The following is a 14,248-nucleotide window of genomic DNA, read 5'->3' as shown; positions in this document are numbered from 1 at the left end:
AGGAAAGATATGTGTGGAAGGACACTGATTGGCGAGAGCATGACAATGGCTGCAAAAGCCGGGGTAATCTTGGGTGGTGAATCGAAAGAAAAAGATACCAATCGCCCCCCTGGGACAGATATGCCCGTGATACTGGATGCCAGGCCTGGAAAACTGCATTATGTAAAATGGGGACTTATTCCAGCTGATTCGAAAGAGGTACCTAAATTCAGCACGACTTACTGCAGGATTGAGACCATGTTTGCCCTTCCAAGTTACCGCACCCTGATTGGCAGGAGGCATTGCGTTTTTGTGGTGGAGGGCTTTTATGAATGGGACCGCAATAGTAAGGTTAAACAGCCTTATTTCTTTGAACGTGAAGACCGTGAGGTATTATTGCTGGCGGGCTATTGGGACAGTTGGAAAGATCCTAAGACAGGCATTGTTATTCCATCCTGTACGATGATTATGCAACCTGCAAATGAATTTATAGCCAAAATCCATGACCGTATGCCCTGTATCCTATCACAAGCGGAAAGCGCAATCTGGCTTGACCGGGAACTTCCGGTAACGGAGCGTCTAAAGGCGTTGCACCCGGTAAGTAATGAGCTTTTAAGGGGCTGGCAGGTTGATCCCAAAATCAATAATGCAAGAAATAAGGATGAAGATAACAACCGCCGATCTGGACCTGACCTGACACTTTTTGATTAACTATGGCTGGCATACCGGCAATGTCGGGCCTTGGCCATGGCTGTGATCGCTGATAATCTTCTCATTAGATATTATCGCAGGAACGGTGTTGGATGTTTGAACTCCGCGCCGTTCCTCTAAGACCAGCACCTGCTCCATTTACGAGTAGGGATGGAGCAGGTGTTATGATTTGAAGCGGTTATCGCTACTCTATTTCACCATCTGCCAGCCCGTCCAGAAACCAGCCCGAGCGATATTCAAATTTCGCAGACGCGGATTTCGATTCATTGGTGACTTTGCCAGTGAAATCGTGTGCAATATCGCCTTCACTTTCGAGTATCTGTTTCGCGGCCAGTGCGTATTCATTTAGATCCAGTCCATCTTTGATGATGTAAGTTAATTCTCCATTTTCGCTCCACACAGAGTCTATCATCCCATCTTCGAACTTTTGCTTTAGCGCCTGTAGAGCTTCTTTGGTCATATTCGTTGGTCGTTGTTCCATGTTGATACTTTGAAATATAACCCAAAAACAAATAATTGAGACTTTGGTTCGGATTATCTTTTCAGCTCGTCAACTATCAGTAATTAAATTAAAGGCCGTTATGGCGAACAGTCCTATTTCTTTAAAATGTGAAATTGACTAAACTATAGCTGATTTTTTATTGTTGCTTCTTTAAGGCCGAAGGTGATTATCAAGGCTTAATCATAAATCGTATCTAAAATCAAGACTATGAAAGCAGCAGTATTTCACAAACCTGGAGATATCCGGGTGGACTATGTACCTGATCCGAAAATTCTGGATCCCCGGGATGTAATTTTGAAAGTTACCTCAACTGCGATCTGCGGGTCGGATCTTCATATCCTGAGCGGCGCAGTACCACAGAAAGACCCATTGATCATGGGACATGAATTTATGGGGATAGTAGAAGAAGTAGGTGCTTCGATCACCAATCTCAAGCGTGGAGACCGCGTCGTAGTTCCTTTTCCTATCTCATGCGGTAAGTGTTTTTTCTGTACCCATGAGGCATCTCCGGCTTGCGAAACTTCGAATTTTAAAAACTACGGTCCCAATGGCGATATGATGAGCCAGAAAGGTGCCGCATTGTTTGGTTATACTGATCTGTATGGCGGTTATTCAGGTGGACAGGCACAATATGTCCGTGTTCCTTATGCCGACATCAGTCCGCGTATTGTTCCGGAGCATCTGAGTGATGAGCAGGCATTGTTCCTAACGGACATTTTTCCTACCGGTTGGTCGGCTATTGATTGGGCACAGCTCAAGGGAGGAGAGGTGGTTGCCATTTTTGGATCAGGACCTGTCGGTCTGATGGCCCAGAAGGCAGCATGGATAAATGGTGCCAGCAGGGTAATTGCCATTGATCCCCTGGATTACAGGTTGGAAAAAGCTAAGGCAGTAAATAATGTCGATATCCTCAATCCACATAAAGTCGATGTAGTAGAGGCTATAAGGGAAATGACTGGTGGCCGGGGAGCTGACCTCTGCGTAGATGCCGTTGGCTTTGAACCGGAACGTAGCTTTTTCGATAAGGTGAAAGCGACGGTACATTTTGAGAAAGGATCTATTAAGGTGCTGGAAATGTGTTTTGAGGCTGTGCGCAGGATGGGAACAGTATCTATTATGGGCGTTTATGGTTCTCCTTATGACAATTTCCCGCTTTTCAGGATTTTTGATAAGGGCATTACCATTAAACAGGGACAGGCTCCAGTACTCAATTATATTGATAAACTTATCGGGCTGGTGAACGAGGGGAAAGTGGTGCTGGATGACATCATTACCCACACACTTCCGCTCGAGGATGCTGCACACGGCTATAAGATTTTTGATAATAAAGAAGAGGACTGTGTTAAGGTTGTTTTAAAACCTTAAGTTAATGAATTAGCCTGGCAACAGGCCGGGCTAAATTTTATATCCTCTTAGTTAAACTTCGCCTTTGCCTGCCGCTTTACCTGTTTCTTAGCAACGCATCTTAGTCAGAAGATAAAATGCTTTTGCGGATAAAACAGACCACTATGGATACTCAATATTCATTTCAAGCCAACCTTTTTTCGCTTAACTACTGGCGCATAATGCAGGCATTTTTCTGTTGCTGGTTGCTTTGTACATCCTGCCATAAGGAGGATACTGGGGCATACGCGCTCAGCTCTGAAGCCTTCTATGCAATGGCGGTTTCTGAACAGAAGTACCAACAGCTTTTAAATGAGGAGCTTTCCAAAATTACCAGTCATGTGCGTTTTCCTGAAATAGCAAAACAAAGGATAGAAAAGTCAAAAAAATATATGTCCGAGCTGAATTCGGTTGTCGGGGTGTTTGCCGAAGACTCATCCACGGCGATCGGCGATGAAAACATGGAAAGACTGATCAGATTGAGAAAATTGGCAGGGGATAATTTTAAGAAGGAACTGGTGAGGATGACCATTGAATCGGATCAGCAACTCATCTCGATTCATGTAAGGGCAGTTTCCCCAACAGGCGCTAAAGACCCCAGGTTAAGGGACTGGGCAGAACAAATGATGCCCACGCTGACCGAAAACCTTGCGGAGATACAGTTGCTTAGATAGATCAATATATCCTGTGTCTTCATGTCCGGCTATGATGCTAGTGGGTAAGCTATTGGCTAAAGCGTTAATTTTGCTGGTCAGTTAAACGACAGCAAGTGGTCCATTGCATATTAGGGCATGGAAATTATTTTATTAATAAAAAGGCAGGTGCTGTGGCACCGGATCAGTGGTTTGAATGCAGAGATAAATACATCGTTTGAACTTGATTCTTACCGATAAATTTTTAGCGTTTTTTTAAGTTCAAGCCTCGCCTGGTGGATATGTGTTTTTACTGTTCCCAGTGGTATTCCCAGTTCATCGGCAATTTCATGGTATTTATAACCTTCAACATATCTCACAAATGGCAAACGGTGTGCTTCGGGTAAGCGGTGGAGTGCATTGTTAATATCCTGCATGGCGAACTTATGTTCAGCTCCGTTAAGTGACGCGTTGCCCGCAAGTTGTGCGCTACTGAGCTCTTCTTCAATGGTAATGATTGAATTTTTCTTTGCTTTTTTACGATAATCGTTGATGAAGGTATTCCGCATGATCACAAATAGCCATCCTTTAAAATTGGACCCCTGCTCAAACCCCTCTTTAAACCTTAAAGCCTTGATCAATGTATCCTGAACAAGGTCGTTCGCATCTTCAGTGTCCCTTGTGAAATTCATGGCGTGGGCGTAGAGTTGATCAGTATGGGCGGTAACCATGTTGCTGAATGTTGCGGTCTTCATAGATATTTGGTTTTATAGGTTTATAGATAACTGTTTATTTTTAGAATAGTTTTAGCTGATGCTAATTTTAGAATGATTTCTTTGTTTAATCTGGCGAGAAAGCTTCGTTTTTCTGTAGCTGCTCTAGGGCATTACGCCCTTTCAGCTTTCCTTAAGAATGTTATCCTGAAGTGTGTAGTAGCGTTTTTACTGTTTTAATCAGCTTCAGATAGTCGAAGGGTTTGAGCATGATGGCGTCCGGTAAGCATGGAATGCGCGGGATTTCTGATTCAAGCATAGCGGTGATGAGTAATATGGGAATGTGATTTGTGTCTGGGTTTTCTTTGATGGAATTACAAAATAGCCTTCCGTCGCCGGAGGCAAGTAAAATGTCCATTACGATCAGGTCGGGAGAAAAGCGTTTTATTGATTGATCGACAGCCCCGGGTTTGTTTATGCTCTCCACCTCAAAATCTTCCGATTCTAACATCTGCTGGATAACGTCGGCATTGCTGAGGTCATCTTCGATGATCAGGATTTTAGGCATGTTCATTTCTGGTCTGGTATCCTAAGTTAGCGGGATTATTGCAAAAAAAACAACAGAAATAAGTTTAGGTATTTATTCTGTGGTAATCCGTATTCATTCCTAATCATGCAGATCCACCTGAAAATTCAAAAAGGTGTTTAGTTTACCTGCAACTTTGATTTTAATGCTGATGCACTGAATGGGTAGAATGGCAATTATTTCTGGATAATCTTATTATCCAATGTTATGGCGGTTTTCTGTTCGCTGTTAGAGAGGTGACAATCGCGATAGTACAGGATACTCTTCCAACAGGTCAGGAAACAATTTCTTTAACAAGAGATCAGTGTTAGCGGAGAATGAAATATTGTTGAGGATTGTCCGACCGAAAAAAAAATGAAACCTTATCAAAAGCAAAAAGAAAAAGGTTTAAAATATTTCTCTGCGCTTTTTGATTTTTTCTAAAACAATTGAGCGGGAAATCTGTCTTTATAGCACATTTACCAGAATGAAAAACAATGATCTGAGAAGGTCAAGGCGGAAGTCCAAAAGGACCTCCGCCTTTTTTATTTCCGGCCATCAAACTTTCCGTTAATCAGCTATGTTTTAAGTGTAAATACGAAAGATTATGCCATGGTACAATAGGGATTATCCGCCATCCTATAAAAACCAACCTGAAACTTTAAGGGAGAAAGCTGTTGAGATAGCCAATGCACTTTTAGCGCAGGGAATGGAAGAAAGAGCGGCAATTGCAACCGGTCTTAAAAGGGCGCGGCATTACTTTCAGCAAGGTCAGGAAAGCGAAGTGAATGGGCAGCATGAAATAGAAGAAGACAGAGATGAGCTTGAAGCGGTAGATTTTGCATCCAGCGAGGGAAGCATCGATAGCGCAGATCCCAAGCAGTTGACGTACTGGGCAGAACAGTTTCAGATCAGTACAGGTGAACTTAAAGCAGCCATTGTACTCATGGGCAGCGATCTTTCAGAAATTAAAAAATACATAAAATCCTAATCCTTATGGCTGAACTCCCTGATCTTGAAGTTTTCTCGCGCATCCTTACCCGCAGGTATGTTGGAAAGGTACTGAAAAATATCGATGTAGAAGTGGCCGGTAAGCTTAATGTTTCTGCTCAGGAATTAAAAGGCCAACTGGAAGGACATAAGCTCAGCGCTGTAAAACGCTCGGGCAAAACTTTGCAGTTTCATTTTGGAGCAGGACGCGTACTTGGCGTACACCTGATGCTAAGAGGGGAACTGGTGGCACTCGAAGATAAGCCACCAAGGTTCCCGATACTGATCTTTACTTTTAAGGGAGGTGAGGGTTTCGCTGTCACAGATATGCAGAAACAAGCAACCCCGACACTCAATCCAGCTGAAAATGATGTGCCCGATGCACTTGAACTGGATTATAGTTCATTAAAGAAAATCCTGAGTGGAAAAAAAACACTGATCAAAACGCTTTTGATGAACCAGAAAAAGGTGCGGGGTATCGGGAATTCCTATGGCGATGAAATCCTTTACCATGCCGGGATCTCGCCTTTCTCTGTTGCGGGATCAATTCCGGAACAGGACGTGAAGCGGTTAAATGAGTGTATACATTCGGTCTTGAAGGAGGCAATCAACAAAATCGCGAAAGAAAATGGTGATGAACTGCGCGGTGAGCTCAGGGATTTTATGGAAGTGCACGGAGCGAAGATAAAAGAGACCAAAAAGGGAGAAGAGGTTTTTTCAGAGAAAATTAGTGGAAGGACCAGTTATTATACCAGGTCTCAGAAACTTTTCGGATGATCCAGGGCCAGATTTATTTGACCATTTGAAATTTAAGGCTTCCTGAGTTTGTAACAATAGGTAATAAAAATCATCTATAAATCGCACCGCAATAAAAGGTGCTCAATGATAAAATAACCCGATCACTGCTGCCCATATATGGAACAACTTAAACCTTATCAGAACATTTCAGAAGCAATAAATCATTTAGACAATGGCGGACATTTTTTCAATCTATTTACCAAAGCGGAGGATGGAGAAATAAATGTCAGTGAATTAGCCAAGGTTGGCGGGATTTTTAATGAACGACAACGCCTGATCCTGTTTTTAGAATTTTCCATTTCAAAACTTTCCAAGAAAGATCAGGTGGAGATCATTTCGAAATTGGATGATCGGCTAAGGAGTGCGTTCTTAAAGCATAAAGCGCAGGAACTAATGCCTGCTGAGGCAGAAAAATTGGGCCTGCTAGGCGCGAATGCGATGATAACAGGCGTTGCGAGGCTAAAAGAATCTAAATCAGAATTTCAGGGTTTGATATTGGTTCCGATTTCAACCGGTAAAGCAGTGACATTTGTTCCCATACCCATCAGGGACCAATATGATATTTATGAAATCCGTGACGATCAACAGTCTGAAGCGTTCTTAATCGCCCATTATCGCGGAAAATCAACATTACCCACAGAAAAAATAAAAGTTGCCGGGGTGTTTAAACAAGTTGAGGTTACTGTTGATGGGATCAAACGCAATCAAAAGTTCCTCGAATTGAACTATTATGCTCAATTAGGTTAGGAATGCATGATATATCCCTGGTTTACAATTTGATTCACAATTTTACAGAGATTTTGGTCGATTTGAATTTTTGTGTAAATTCATCGTGTAAGATTAAATCAACGGGACGATTTAGATTATGCTTAAGGGGCTATCTGTTTTAAAACGGTTAGCCCTTTTTTTTGATCATAAATTTTCTTTCATTTTAAATGTTCGGCTTTATTGCTTTGCTGATATTTTGATCGGTCTGGCCTTATGCTCAGAAACCCGGATCTGATAAAGTAGAATAAAATCGGGCATAATTTTGCCTGAAATAAAAGGGAGAATTGGAAAAAAGATAAATTTGCGGAATGAGCGGTTTAAACAGTCAGGATAATCTACAGGAACTTTACGGGAATATTGATATATATCTTTTTGATCAGTTATTAAAAGGTACTTATAAGGGCTGTGCGCGAATTTTGGATGCTGGTTGCGGTAGCGGAAGAAACGTTCAATTTTTCTTGAAGCAGGGTTTCGAGGTATTTGGTGTGGATAAAGATCCGCAGGCAATTGCTGCGCTTAAGCAGCTGGCCTCGGGGTTTGGGCAGGGTTTGCAGGCAGATCATTTTATGGTGGCAGAAGTGGATGAGTTGCCTTTTGGTGAGAGTAGTTTTGATCTGGTCATCAGCAGCGCGGTTCTGCACTTTGCCAAAAACCTGGATCATTTCGAGGCGATGTTAAGCTCAATGTGGCGGGTACTGAAAAAGGATGGTTATTTTTTCTGCAGGCTGGCCTCCGATATCGGGATTGAATCTTCGCTCCACTTTGTGGGCAACGGGCGGTATATTTTGCCGGATGGTTCGGAACGTTTTCTGGTCAATCAGGAAATGCTACTCAGATTGACGCGCAAACTTGGTGGCACGCTTCATGAGCCCATTAAGACCACTGTGGTGCAGAACATGAGGAGCATGACCACCTGGTGCCTGAGAAAATAAGATTTTCTAATGTGATGGTTTCGCTTCCTGATTCTATGTTGTGGCGTGAATCATCTGAATTGCTTGTAGTTAGCTCATGCTTACTTAAAGTTCCTGCCTCCTGGAATAGCTGATGTTGTTTGGGTGTTCTTTTCCGGGCGATCCTTTTGGCCAGTGGGATAAGGGGCAGTTCTTTCATCTGACCTTGAAAAAGCTACGGCTGGAAAATCATTCTGATCAGCCCTGTCGATCGAGCGAAGTAGCCTGGTGAGGTCAAAGCACCGTTTAACAATCACGTGGATCACTTCGCCTTCAATCTGCAGTTTGCCTTCGACCATCAGTAGTCTGGACTGGATGATTTCTTTACGGAACTTTTCAAACAGGTTTTCAAATACCACCAGGTTGGTAAATCCGGTTTCATCTTCTATGGTAATAAAACATACGCCTTTGGCTGTTCCGGGACGCTGCCTAACCAGCACCAGACCTGCTACTTTGACGCTCTGGCCGTCTTTTGCTGATGCCAACGATTTAGTCGGGAGGACATGGAGAAGACTTAGCTGCTCGCGCACAAAGCTTACCGGATGTGCTTTTAATGAAAGTGAAGTGGAGGCATAGTCCTGTATCACGTGTTCGCCTTTGCTCATTAGTGGTAAGGTGGCCTGTGTTTCCAGACTGCTTTCAGAGGGCTGGTTTTCAAAGAGTGCCACGGGTCGGTCGGCCATGGCAGATACTTCCCAAAGGGCAGCTCTTCTGTCCAGGCCTATGGAACCGAAAGCATCAGCATCGGCAAGCCTTTCCAGCGCAGACAGGCTAACGCCTGCATCCATCAGCTGGTGGATGTGGCCATATCCTTTTTTTCTGCCTTTGTCCAGTAATTCGATATCTTCAGCTTTCATGCCTTTGATCTGCCTAAACCCTAAGCGGATGGCATGGTATTTTCCGGATTTTTCTTCCAGCAGGTTGTCCCAGGCAGAATAATTAATGTCAATAGGCCTGATTTCCACGCCATGTTTTTTGGCATCGATGACGATCTGTGCAGGTTGGTAAAAACCCATAGGCATGCTGTTAAGCAGGGCTGTTGCAAATACATCGGGATAATAACATTTTAGCCAGCAGGAAACATAGACCAGCAGGGCGAAACTGGCGGCATGGCTTTCGGGAAAACCGTAGCTGCCAAATCCTTCGAGCTGTTTGAATACCCGTTTGGCAAAATCCTCGCTATAACCTTTGCTGGTCATTCCGCTGATGAGTTTTTGCTCAAACTTGGTGACCATGCCTTTGGCTTTAAAAGTGGCCATGCTTCGGCGGAGTTCATCGGCTTCAGCAGGGGTAAAGCCTGCGGCAACAATGGCAATTTTCATGGCCTGTTCCTGAAAGAGCGGGACCCCGAGCGTGCGGTGCAGGATCTCTTTGAGTTCTTCAGAAGGGTAATCTACCTTTTCTTCACCGTTACGTCTTTTTAGGTAAGGATGGACCATGTCTCCCTGAATGGGACCGGGGCGGACAATGGCCACTTCGATCACCAGGTCATAAAATTTTTTTGGCCTCAGGCGTGGAAGCATGGACATCTGGGCACGGCTTTCAATCTGGAAAACGCCTAGGGTGTCTGCATGACTGATCATTTCATAAACCTTTGGATCTTCCACTTCGTTGATCTTGCCCATGGTTAGCTCCAGGTTATAATGCGCTTTGGCCAGATCAAAACCTTTTCTGATGCAGGTGAGCATGCCCAAGGCAAGTACATCGATTTTGAGGAAGCCGAGTGTATCGATATCATCTTTGTTCCACTCAATATTGGTCCGGTCTTCCATTCTGGCATTCAAGATGGGGCAAAGGTCAGTTAGTTTTCCGCGGGTGATCACAAAGCCGCCGGTATGCTGGCCCAATTGTCTTGGAAAGCCCATCATCTTGGCGGTGAGGCTCAGGACTTTCCGAAGCAGCGGATCATTGGGGTTGAGGCCCTGCTCGGTCAGTTTTCCGCCTTCAAACCATTCATCGGTAAACTCCCATATGGAGCTTGAAAGGCGGTTAATGGTATCTACCGATAAGCCCATTACTTTGCCCACATCACGGATAGCCCCTTTTTGTCTTTGCTGGGTGACTGTGGCCACAATGGCGGCCCGGTCGCGTCCGTATTTCTGATAAATATACTGAATTACTTCTTCCCTTCGTTCATGCTCGAAATCCACATCGATATCGGGCGGTTCGTTACGGGCAGAGGAAATAAAGCGCTCAAAGAGCAGATCAAATTTGGTGGGATCGACCGAGGTAATGCCTAGGCAGTAGCAGATGGTGGAATTGGCAGCTGAGCCGCGGCCCTGGCACAAGATGTGCTGGCTCCTTGCAAAACGCACGATGTCATAAACGGTGAGGAAATAAGACGCGTAGTTCATTTCCTCCACAAATTTCATCTCATGGCTGATGTTATCAGTTACTTTTTTTGGTAGTTCGTCGCCGAAAAGCTCATATGCGCCTTTCATGGTCAGGTACTGGAGTTCCTGTTGTGGTGTCCTGCCTTCTGAGGTAATTTCTTCGGGGTAAATGTATTTTAAGCTATCCAGGCTGAAGGTGCATTTTTGTGAGATTTTTACGGTATTTTCAAGTGCCTGCGGATATTGACGGAAAAGCCTTTTCATTTCCGCTTCGGGTTTTAAATGCCGCTCGGCGTTTTGGAAAAGCAGGTAGCCAGCGTTATGGATGGTGCATTTTTCCCTTACGCAGCTTAGCACATCCTGCAGTTCGCGTCTGTTTGGGCTGTGGTAATAGACATCATTGGTCGCGGCCAGTGGAATGCCTGTTTTTTGAGAGAGTTTTGCCAGGCGGAACATTCTCTTCTGGTCTTCGCCCTGATAAGTCCTGTTTATGGCCAGGTAAAGATTTTCTTTTAAGGCATTTTGATAGCTTTGAAGGTCTGCATAAAAGTTCAATTGGAAATCAAAGCCTTCTGAGAGATTCTCGGGTGGGATGGCAATAAAAATAATGCCTTGGGCATATTCAAACACATCTTTTTTATAGAGTTGGCAGCTGCCTTTTTCGGTGCGCAGGTTACCCAGGCTAAGTAAGGCAGACAGCCTGCCATAGCTTTCAGTGTCTGTGGGGTAGGCAAGCAGGGATGCACCGTCCACCAGGTTTAGCCTGCAGGCCGGGATAATTTCTATGTTGTGTTTTCTGGCCTGGGCATGTGCACGCACGATTCCAGCGAGGGTGTTATGATCGGTGATGGCGATTTTTTTATAACCCATTTTTGCGGCCTCTTTTACGAGTTCTTCCGGGTGGGAGGCGCCGCGAAGGAAGCTGAAATTGCTTGTAACCTGAAGTTCGGTGTATTCCATTGTTCTTATAGTTTCTAAGCAAAAAATCCATGTATAAACCAGGCCGAGTTTTCGGCTGCATAGTGGCCAGAACGGAAGAGCCAGTAGCGGTTCCCTTTTTCATCTTCTACAGTATAATAATCGCGGTGTTCCCCTTCTTCCAGCCACCAGGCGCGTTCCAGTCTTTCAGGACCATCTGCTTTTTTAATGCTGTGGCGCTCACCATTGTAGATGAATAACATTGGGGGGTAATCGGGTATGGGTGCAGTAACCTCGATCCGCTCAGGCCTGGAAAGTAGCTGTATGGGACGGTTCAATGGATTGTGGAAACTAATTTCATTCATCTCAGTTAAATCTTTAGCCTGTTTAGCCGCTCTTTCCGGCCAGAAGTCTGCCCTTGGCAGGTATCGGCGGATGGCATTGTTGCCCACTTTCCCAGCCACGCGGTCTAGTAACTCGGCCAGTGGCTGGCTGTCAAGACCTGCCTGTCCGGCCCAGATCTTTTCCTGCTGGCGTTCCATCTTTTCGGTTTTTTCGGCGCTAAGGGAGAAAAGTTCGATACCCATGCCGGGCGCAATGCCGGAAATGTTTAGTGCAAAAAGTTTCATCAGGTGGATGGGATCATCACTGGGCCTGCTGGTGCCTATAGCTGTAGAAATTGTTTTTCCATCTATCCGGTAACCTTTTAGTTCTGCTTTTCTAAGTCCCAGTCCTTCATTTTTAAGTCTTAGGCAAAGTTTTTCCAGTAGTTTTTCGATGGCAATTTCGATGGCTTTGGCGGTGCGGATGGGTTCAAGGCAAGCCAGCCGCTCTTCATATTCCCGGATCACAGTAATCGGACTGAAGGCCTCGGGCTCATCGCCCATGGCTTGCGAGATTCGCAGTAGCAGGTTCTCTCCAAACCTGCGGCGAAGCACGCTGCGTTGCATTTTAATGAATCGCTCAATCTTACCAAGTCCCAGTTTATGTAGCTTTTCGGTGGTTTCACCAGCGATCCTGAGTGCTGCCGGAGGAAGGGGTAGTAAAGCAAAATGCTGCTGGTATTGATCTACGATTTCAGCGCCATTTCCATAACGGGACAGTGCCCAGGCCGCACCAATGGTATCTGCGATCGCAGCTTTTACATTGTAACCTGCTGACTGGAGTCTGCCGGTGATGTGTTTTAGGTAGGCTTCTTCTCCGCCCCATAAATGGCAGCATCCGGTGATATCAAGCAGGATACCCTCTGTATCGGTAGAGGATAGCGGGGTATAGCGGATGGCCCATCTGGCCAGGCCTTCGAGCAGTTTCTGCTGCCTTGCTGGCTTTTCATCAAAGACTTCGAGTTCATGCACAATGGCCCGCGCATCGGCTAGGGGAATTCCTTTATAAATGCCCTGGGTATTTGCATGCTGGTTTGCGGCGACAACCATCATACGGCCATGGCTGGCACCTGCGCAGACCATTGGCCGCGTTTTCCATTCGGGGCGGCGGATAGCCATCCAATCCGTTAGCAAAAACGGAAACCATATACTTAAAAACCGCTTTGCCATCTTTATACTGCCTGTAGTCCATGGAGTGGTAAAACCCGGGTGTTTTCGTTTTGTAGATTTTTAAATGTGCTGCCTGACCAGCAGATCTCAAAAGTGCCGCCCTGCCCGTTACGCACTTTGAGCAATTCTGCCCTCCAGCTGGGCTGGCCGACACCGGGCATACCCTGGGGTAATATGCTGGGCAATGGGCTGATTTTCCAGCGGGCAAGACAGGTGGTATTGGAAAGTGTTCTGGGGTTTTCCCTTAAGAATAGGGCGGTTACCTTGCTTTTTTCAATCACCAGCTGGAATCTTCTTGATGTCGCAAAATTTAAGTCCGGGATTTCGGAAACCACGGCTGCCAGTCCTTCACATTTTAAGGCTTCTTCGGTCACCCACAACAGTTCCTTTTCGTTCTGGAGGTCAATGAAGATAATGGAGGCAGCGTTTAGCGAAAATCTTTTTACTGCGGGTGGAAAGAATTTCCTGGAGGCACTGATCCAGATACAGGGGCTGCCGTCTTGCATCAGCGGGGAAAGTATGCCACTAATAAAGCCATTACTGGCAGCTGTCTGCTCAAGGCTTTCGCAGACGAATTCATGGATGCCTTGCAAGGGAAAGATGTGGCCGGGGAAAGCCGGTGCAAAAAGCTCGAAACCGCTAATGTTTTGCTGGTTACCGGATGCGGATTTAAAGCCCTGCATGGAAAGGATTTGTTCCCTTAAGTCCTTAATGAGCTGTTTTTTTGCTGCCTGTTCCATGATCAACCTCCTTTTTTGTGTTTACATGGACAAATATAATGCTAAAAATATTAGTATTTTGAAATTATTTTGCACATTTGTATTGGATATGGAACAGTTGAGTTTTTTCAGGGAATCGGGGCAGACCCCAGGGCTGCCAAAGGAGGTACTGGAGTATATTCCCGGATTTATTGATATAACTGAGGCAAACCTTTTGCTTTCAGGCTTTATTTCAGACACGCCATGGATACAGAAAAAAGTGAAGATGTATGATAAGGAAGTGATTATCCCAAGGCTTTCTGCCTGGTATGGTGATCCCGATGGTACAGATTATAATGCCCTGGGGAAATCAGTTCCACTGCCATGGACAGCTGAACTTCTGAAACTAAAATTGTTGGTGGAAAGCGCTTCAGGGATTAATTTTAACAGTGTGCTCCTGAATTATTACCGGGATGGGCAGGATTCTGTGGCCTGGCATAGTGATAACGAGACGGTAATGGGGTCGCATCCTGTTATTGCATCGGTTTCTTTTGGGCAGGTGAGGGCTTTTGATATCCGGAGAAAAACTGACCACAGCGAAAAATATACCGTGCGATTGGAGCATGGTTCGCTGCTGCTGATGAAGGGGGATCTCCAGACTAAGTGGGACCATAGGATCGCAAAATCAACTAAGGTAATGAGACCAAGGGTCAATCTGACTTTTAGAAAAATTGTCGGGACTTAAAATTCATTTA

13 protein-coding genes and 1 pseudogene are annotated in these 14,248 nt (G+C 45.1%); 8 read left to right on the top strand and 6 right to left on the bottom strand.

The annotated features are described in order from the left end of the window. The first annotated feature begins 9 nt into the window (after positions 1-9). Positions 10-690 carry a hypothetical protein gene (locus CA265_12020; GenBank protein ID ARS40341.1) on the top strand — a complete coding sequence of 227 codons (681 nt, stop codon included), beginning with the start codon at positions 10-12 and terminating at the stop codon, positions 688-690. 184 nt (positions 691-874) lie between these two features. Here CA265_12020 and CA265_12015 read toward each other — a convergent pair whose 3' ends face one another. Next, positions 875-1,171: a hypothetical protein gene (locus tag CA265_12015; protein ID ARS40340.1), complete on the bottom strand. Its 297-nt coding sequence runs from the start codon at positions 1,169-1,171 to the stop codon at positions 875-877. A gap of 228 nt (positions 1,172-1,399) precedes the next feature. Between CA265_12015 and CA265_12010 the strand changes: the two genes are divergently transcribed. Then, positions 1,400-2,557: a glutathione-dependent formaldehyde dehydrogenase gene (locus CA265_12010; protein ID ARS40339.1), complete on the top strand. Its 1,158-nt coding sequence runs from the start codon at positions 1,400-1,402 to the stop codon at positions 2,555-2,557. Between the two features lie 116 nt (positions 2,558-2,673). Then, positions 2,674-3,249 carry a hypothetical protein gene (locus tag CA265_12005; protein ID ARS40338.1) on the top strand — a complete coding sequence of 192 codons (576 nt, stop codon included), beginning with the start codon at positions 2,674-2,676 and terminating at the stop codon, positions 3,247-3,249. Positions 3,250-3,458: 209 nt separating this feature from the next. On the opposite strand, the gene CA265_12000 is transcribed toward CA265_12005, so the two are convergent. Together CA265_12000 and CA265_11995 are read right to left on the bottom strand one after the other, a co-directional pair. Further along, complete coding sequence (locus CA265_12000) at positions 3,459-3,962, bottom strand: RNA polymerase subunit sigma (protein ARS40337.1); 504 nt, start codon at positions 3,960-3,962, stop codon at positions 3,459-3,461. 160 nt (positions 3,963-4,122) lie between these two features. Beyond that, positions 4,123-4,494, bottom strand: coding sequence for a hypothetical protein (locus CA265_11995; protein ARS40336.1), 372 nt, complete (start codon positions 4,492-4,494; stop codon positions 4,123-4,125). Between the two features lie 598 nt (positions 4,495-5,092). On the opposite strand from CA265_11995, the gene CA265_11990 reads away from it, so the two are divergent. The 4 genes and pseudogenes from CA265_11990 to CA265_11975 all read left to right on the top strand — a co-directional run bounded on the left by CA265_11990 (position 5,093) and on the right by CA265_11975 (position 7,973). Next, entirely contained in the window at positions 5,093-5,476 is a 384-nt protein-coding gene (locus tag CA265_11990; GenBank protein ID ARS40335.1) for a hypothetical protein, read from the top strand. A gap of 5 nt (positions 5,477-5,481) precedes the next feature. Beyond that, positions 5,482-6,252, top strand: coding sequence for a formamidopyrimidine-DNA glycosylase (locus tag CA265_11985; protein ID ARS40334.1), 771 nt, complete (start codon positions 5,482-5,484; stop codon positions 6,250-6,252). Positions 6,253-6,390: 138 nt separating this feature from the next. Next, positions 6,391-6,582 (top strand): annotated as a pseudogene (locus tag CA265_11980) (hypothetical protein). 767 nt (positions 6,583-7,349) lie between these two features. Continuing rightward, on the top strand, positions 7,350-7,973 hold the full coding sequence (locus tag CA265_11975; GenBank protein ARS40333.1) for an SAM-dependent methyltransferase: 624 nt from the start codon (positions 7,350-7,352) through the stop codon (positions 7,971-7,973). A gap of 80 nt (positions 7,974-8,053) precedes the next feature. Here CA265_11975 and CA265_11970 read toward each other — a convergent pair whose 3' ends face one another. Genes CA265_11970 through CA265_11960 form a run of 3 tightly spaced genes read right to left on the bottom strand, consistent with a single transcriptional unit; the run spans position 8,054 to position 13,535 of the window. Then, positions 8,054-11,284 (bottom strand): error-prone DNA polymerase, encoded by a 3,231-nt coding sequence (locus tag CA265_11970; GenBank protein ID ARS40332.1) that lies wholly within the window; start codon positions 11,282-11,284, stop codon positions 8,054-8,056. A gap of 14 nt (positions 11,285-11,298) precedes the next feature. Continuing rightward, complete coding sequence (locus CA265_11965) at positions 11,299-12,795, bottom strand: nucleotidyltransferase (GenBank protein ARS40331.1); 1,497 nt, start codon at positions 12,793-12,795, stop codon at positions 11,299-11,301. Between the two features lie 2 nt (positions 12,796-12,797). Continuing rightward, positions 12,798-13,535 carry an Error-prone repair protein ImuA gene (locus CA265_11960; protein ARS40330.1) on the bottom strand — a complete coding sequence of 246 codons (738 nt, stop codon included), beginning with the start codon at positions 13,533-13,535 and terminating at the stop codon, positions 12,798-12,800. An 88-nt stretch (positions 13,536-13,623) separates the two neighbouring features. Here CA265_11960 and CA265_11955 point away from each other — a divergent pair, with 88 nt between their 5' ends. After that, on the top strand, positions 13,624-14,238 hold the full coding sequence (locus CA265_11955; GenBank protein ARS42969.1) for an alpha-ketoglutarate-dependent dioxygenase AlkB: 615 nt from the start codon (positions 13,624-13,626) through the stop codon (positions 14,236-14,238). The last annotated feature ends 10 nt before the right edge of the window (positions 14,239-14,248 follow it).

This window comes from Sphingobacteriaceae bacterium GW460-11-11-14-LB5 (assembly GCA_002151545.1).
Lineage (GTDB): Bacteria > Bacteroidota > Bacteroidia > Sphingobacteriales > Sphingobacteriaceae > Pedobacter.
The sequence above is the reverse complement of the archived record's forward strand: the minus strand, read 5'-3'. Positions and strand labels throughout refer to the sequence as shown.

What these genes read in the sequence shown, in the direction of transcription:
- CA265_12020 (ARS40341.1), top strand. Translation starts at nt 10, where the DNA reads ATGTGTGGAAGGACACTGATTGGCGAGAGCATGACAATGGCTGCAAAA.
- CA265_12015 (ARS40340.1), bottom strand. Translation starts at nt 1,171, where the DNA reads ATGGAACAACGACCAACGAATATGACCAAAGAAGCTCTACAGGCGCTA.
- CA265_12010 (ARS40339.1), top strand. Translation starts at nt 1,400, where the DNA reads ATGAAAGCAGCAGTATTTCACAAACCTGGAGATATCCGGGTGGACTAT.
- CA265_12005 (ARS40338.1), top strand. Translation starts at nt 2,674, where the DNA reads ATGCTTTTGCGGATAAAACAGACCACTATGGATACTCAATATTCATTT.
- CA265_12000 (ARS40337.1), bottom strand. Translation starts at nt 3,962, where the DNA reads ATGAAGACCGCAACATTCAGCAACATGGTTACCGCCCATACTGATCAA.
- CA265_11995 (ARS40336.1), bottom strand. Translation starts at nt 4,494, where the DNA reads ATGAACATGCCTAAAATCCTGATCATCGAAGATGACCTCAGCAATGCC.
- CA265_11990 (ARS40335.1), top strand. Translation starts at nt 5,093, where the DNA reads ATGCCATGGTACAATAGGGATTATCCGCCATCCTATAAAAACCAACCT.
- CA265_11985 (ARS40334.1), top strand. Translation starts at nt 5,482, where the DNA reads ATGGCTGAACTCCCTGATCTTGAAGTTTTCTCGCGCATCCTTACCCGC.
- CA265_11975 (ARS40333.1), top strand. Translation starts at nt 7,350, where the DNA reads ATGAGCGGTTTAAACAGTCAGGATAATCTACAGGAACTTTACGGGAAT.
- CA265_11970 (ARS40332.1), bottom strand. Translation starts at nt 11,284, where the DNA reads ATGGAATACACCGAACTTCAGGTTACAAGCAATTTCAGCTTCCTTCGC.
- CA265_11965 (ARS40331.1), bottom strand. Translation starts at nt 12,795, where the DNA reads ATGGCAAAGCGGTTTTTAAGTATATGGTTTCCGTTTTTGCTAACGGAT.
- CA265_11960 (ARS40330.1), bottom strand. Translation starts at nt 13,535, where the DNA reads ATGGAACAGGCAGCAAAAAAACAGCTCATTAAGGACTTAAGGGAACAA.
- CA265_11955 (ARS42969.1), top strand. Translation starts at nt 13,624, where the DNA reads ATGGAACAGTTGAGTTTTTTCAGGGAATCGGGGCAGACCCCAGGGCTG.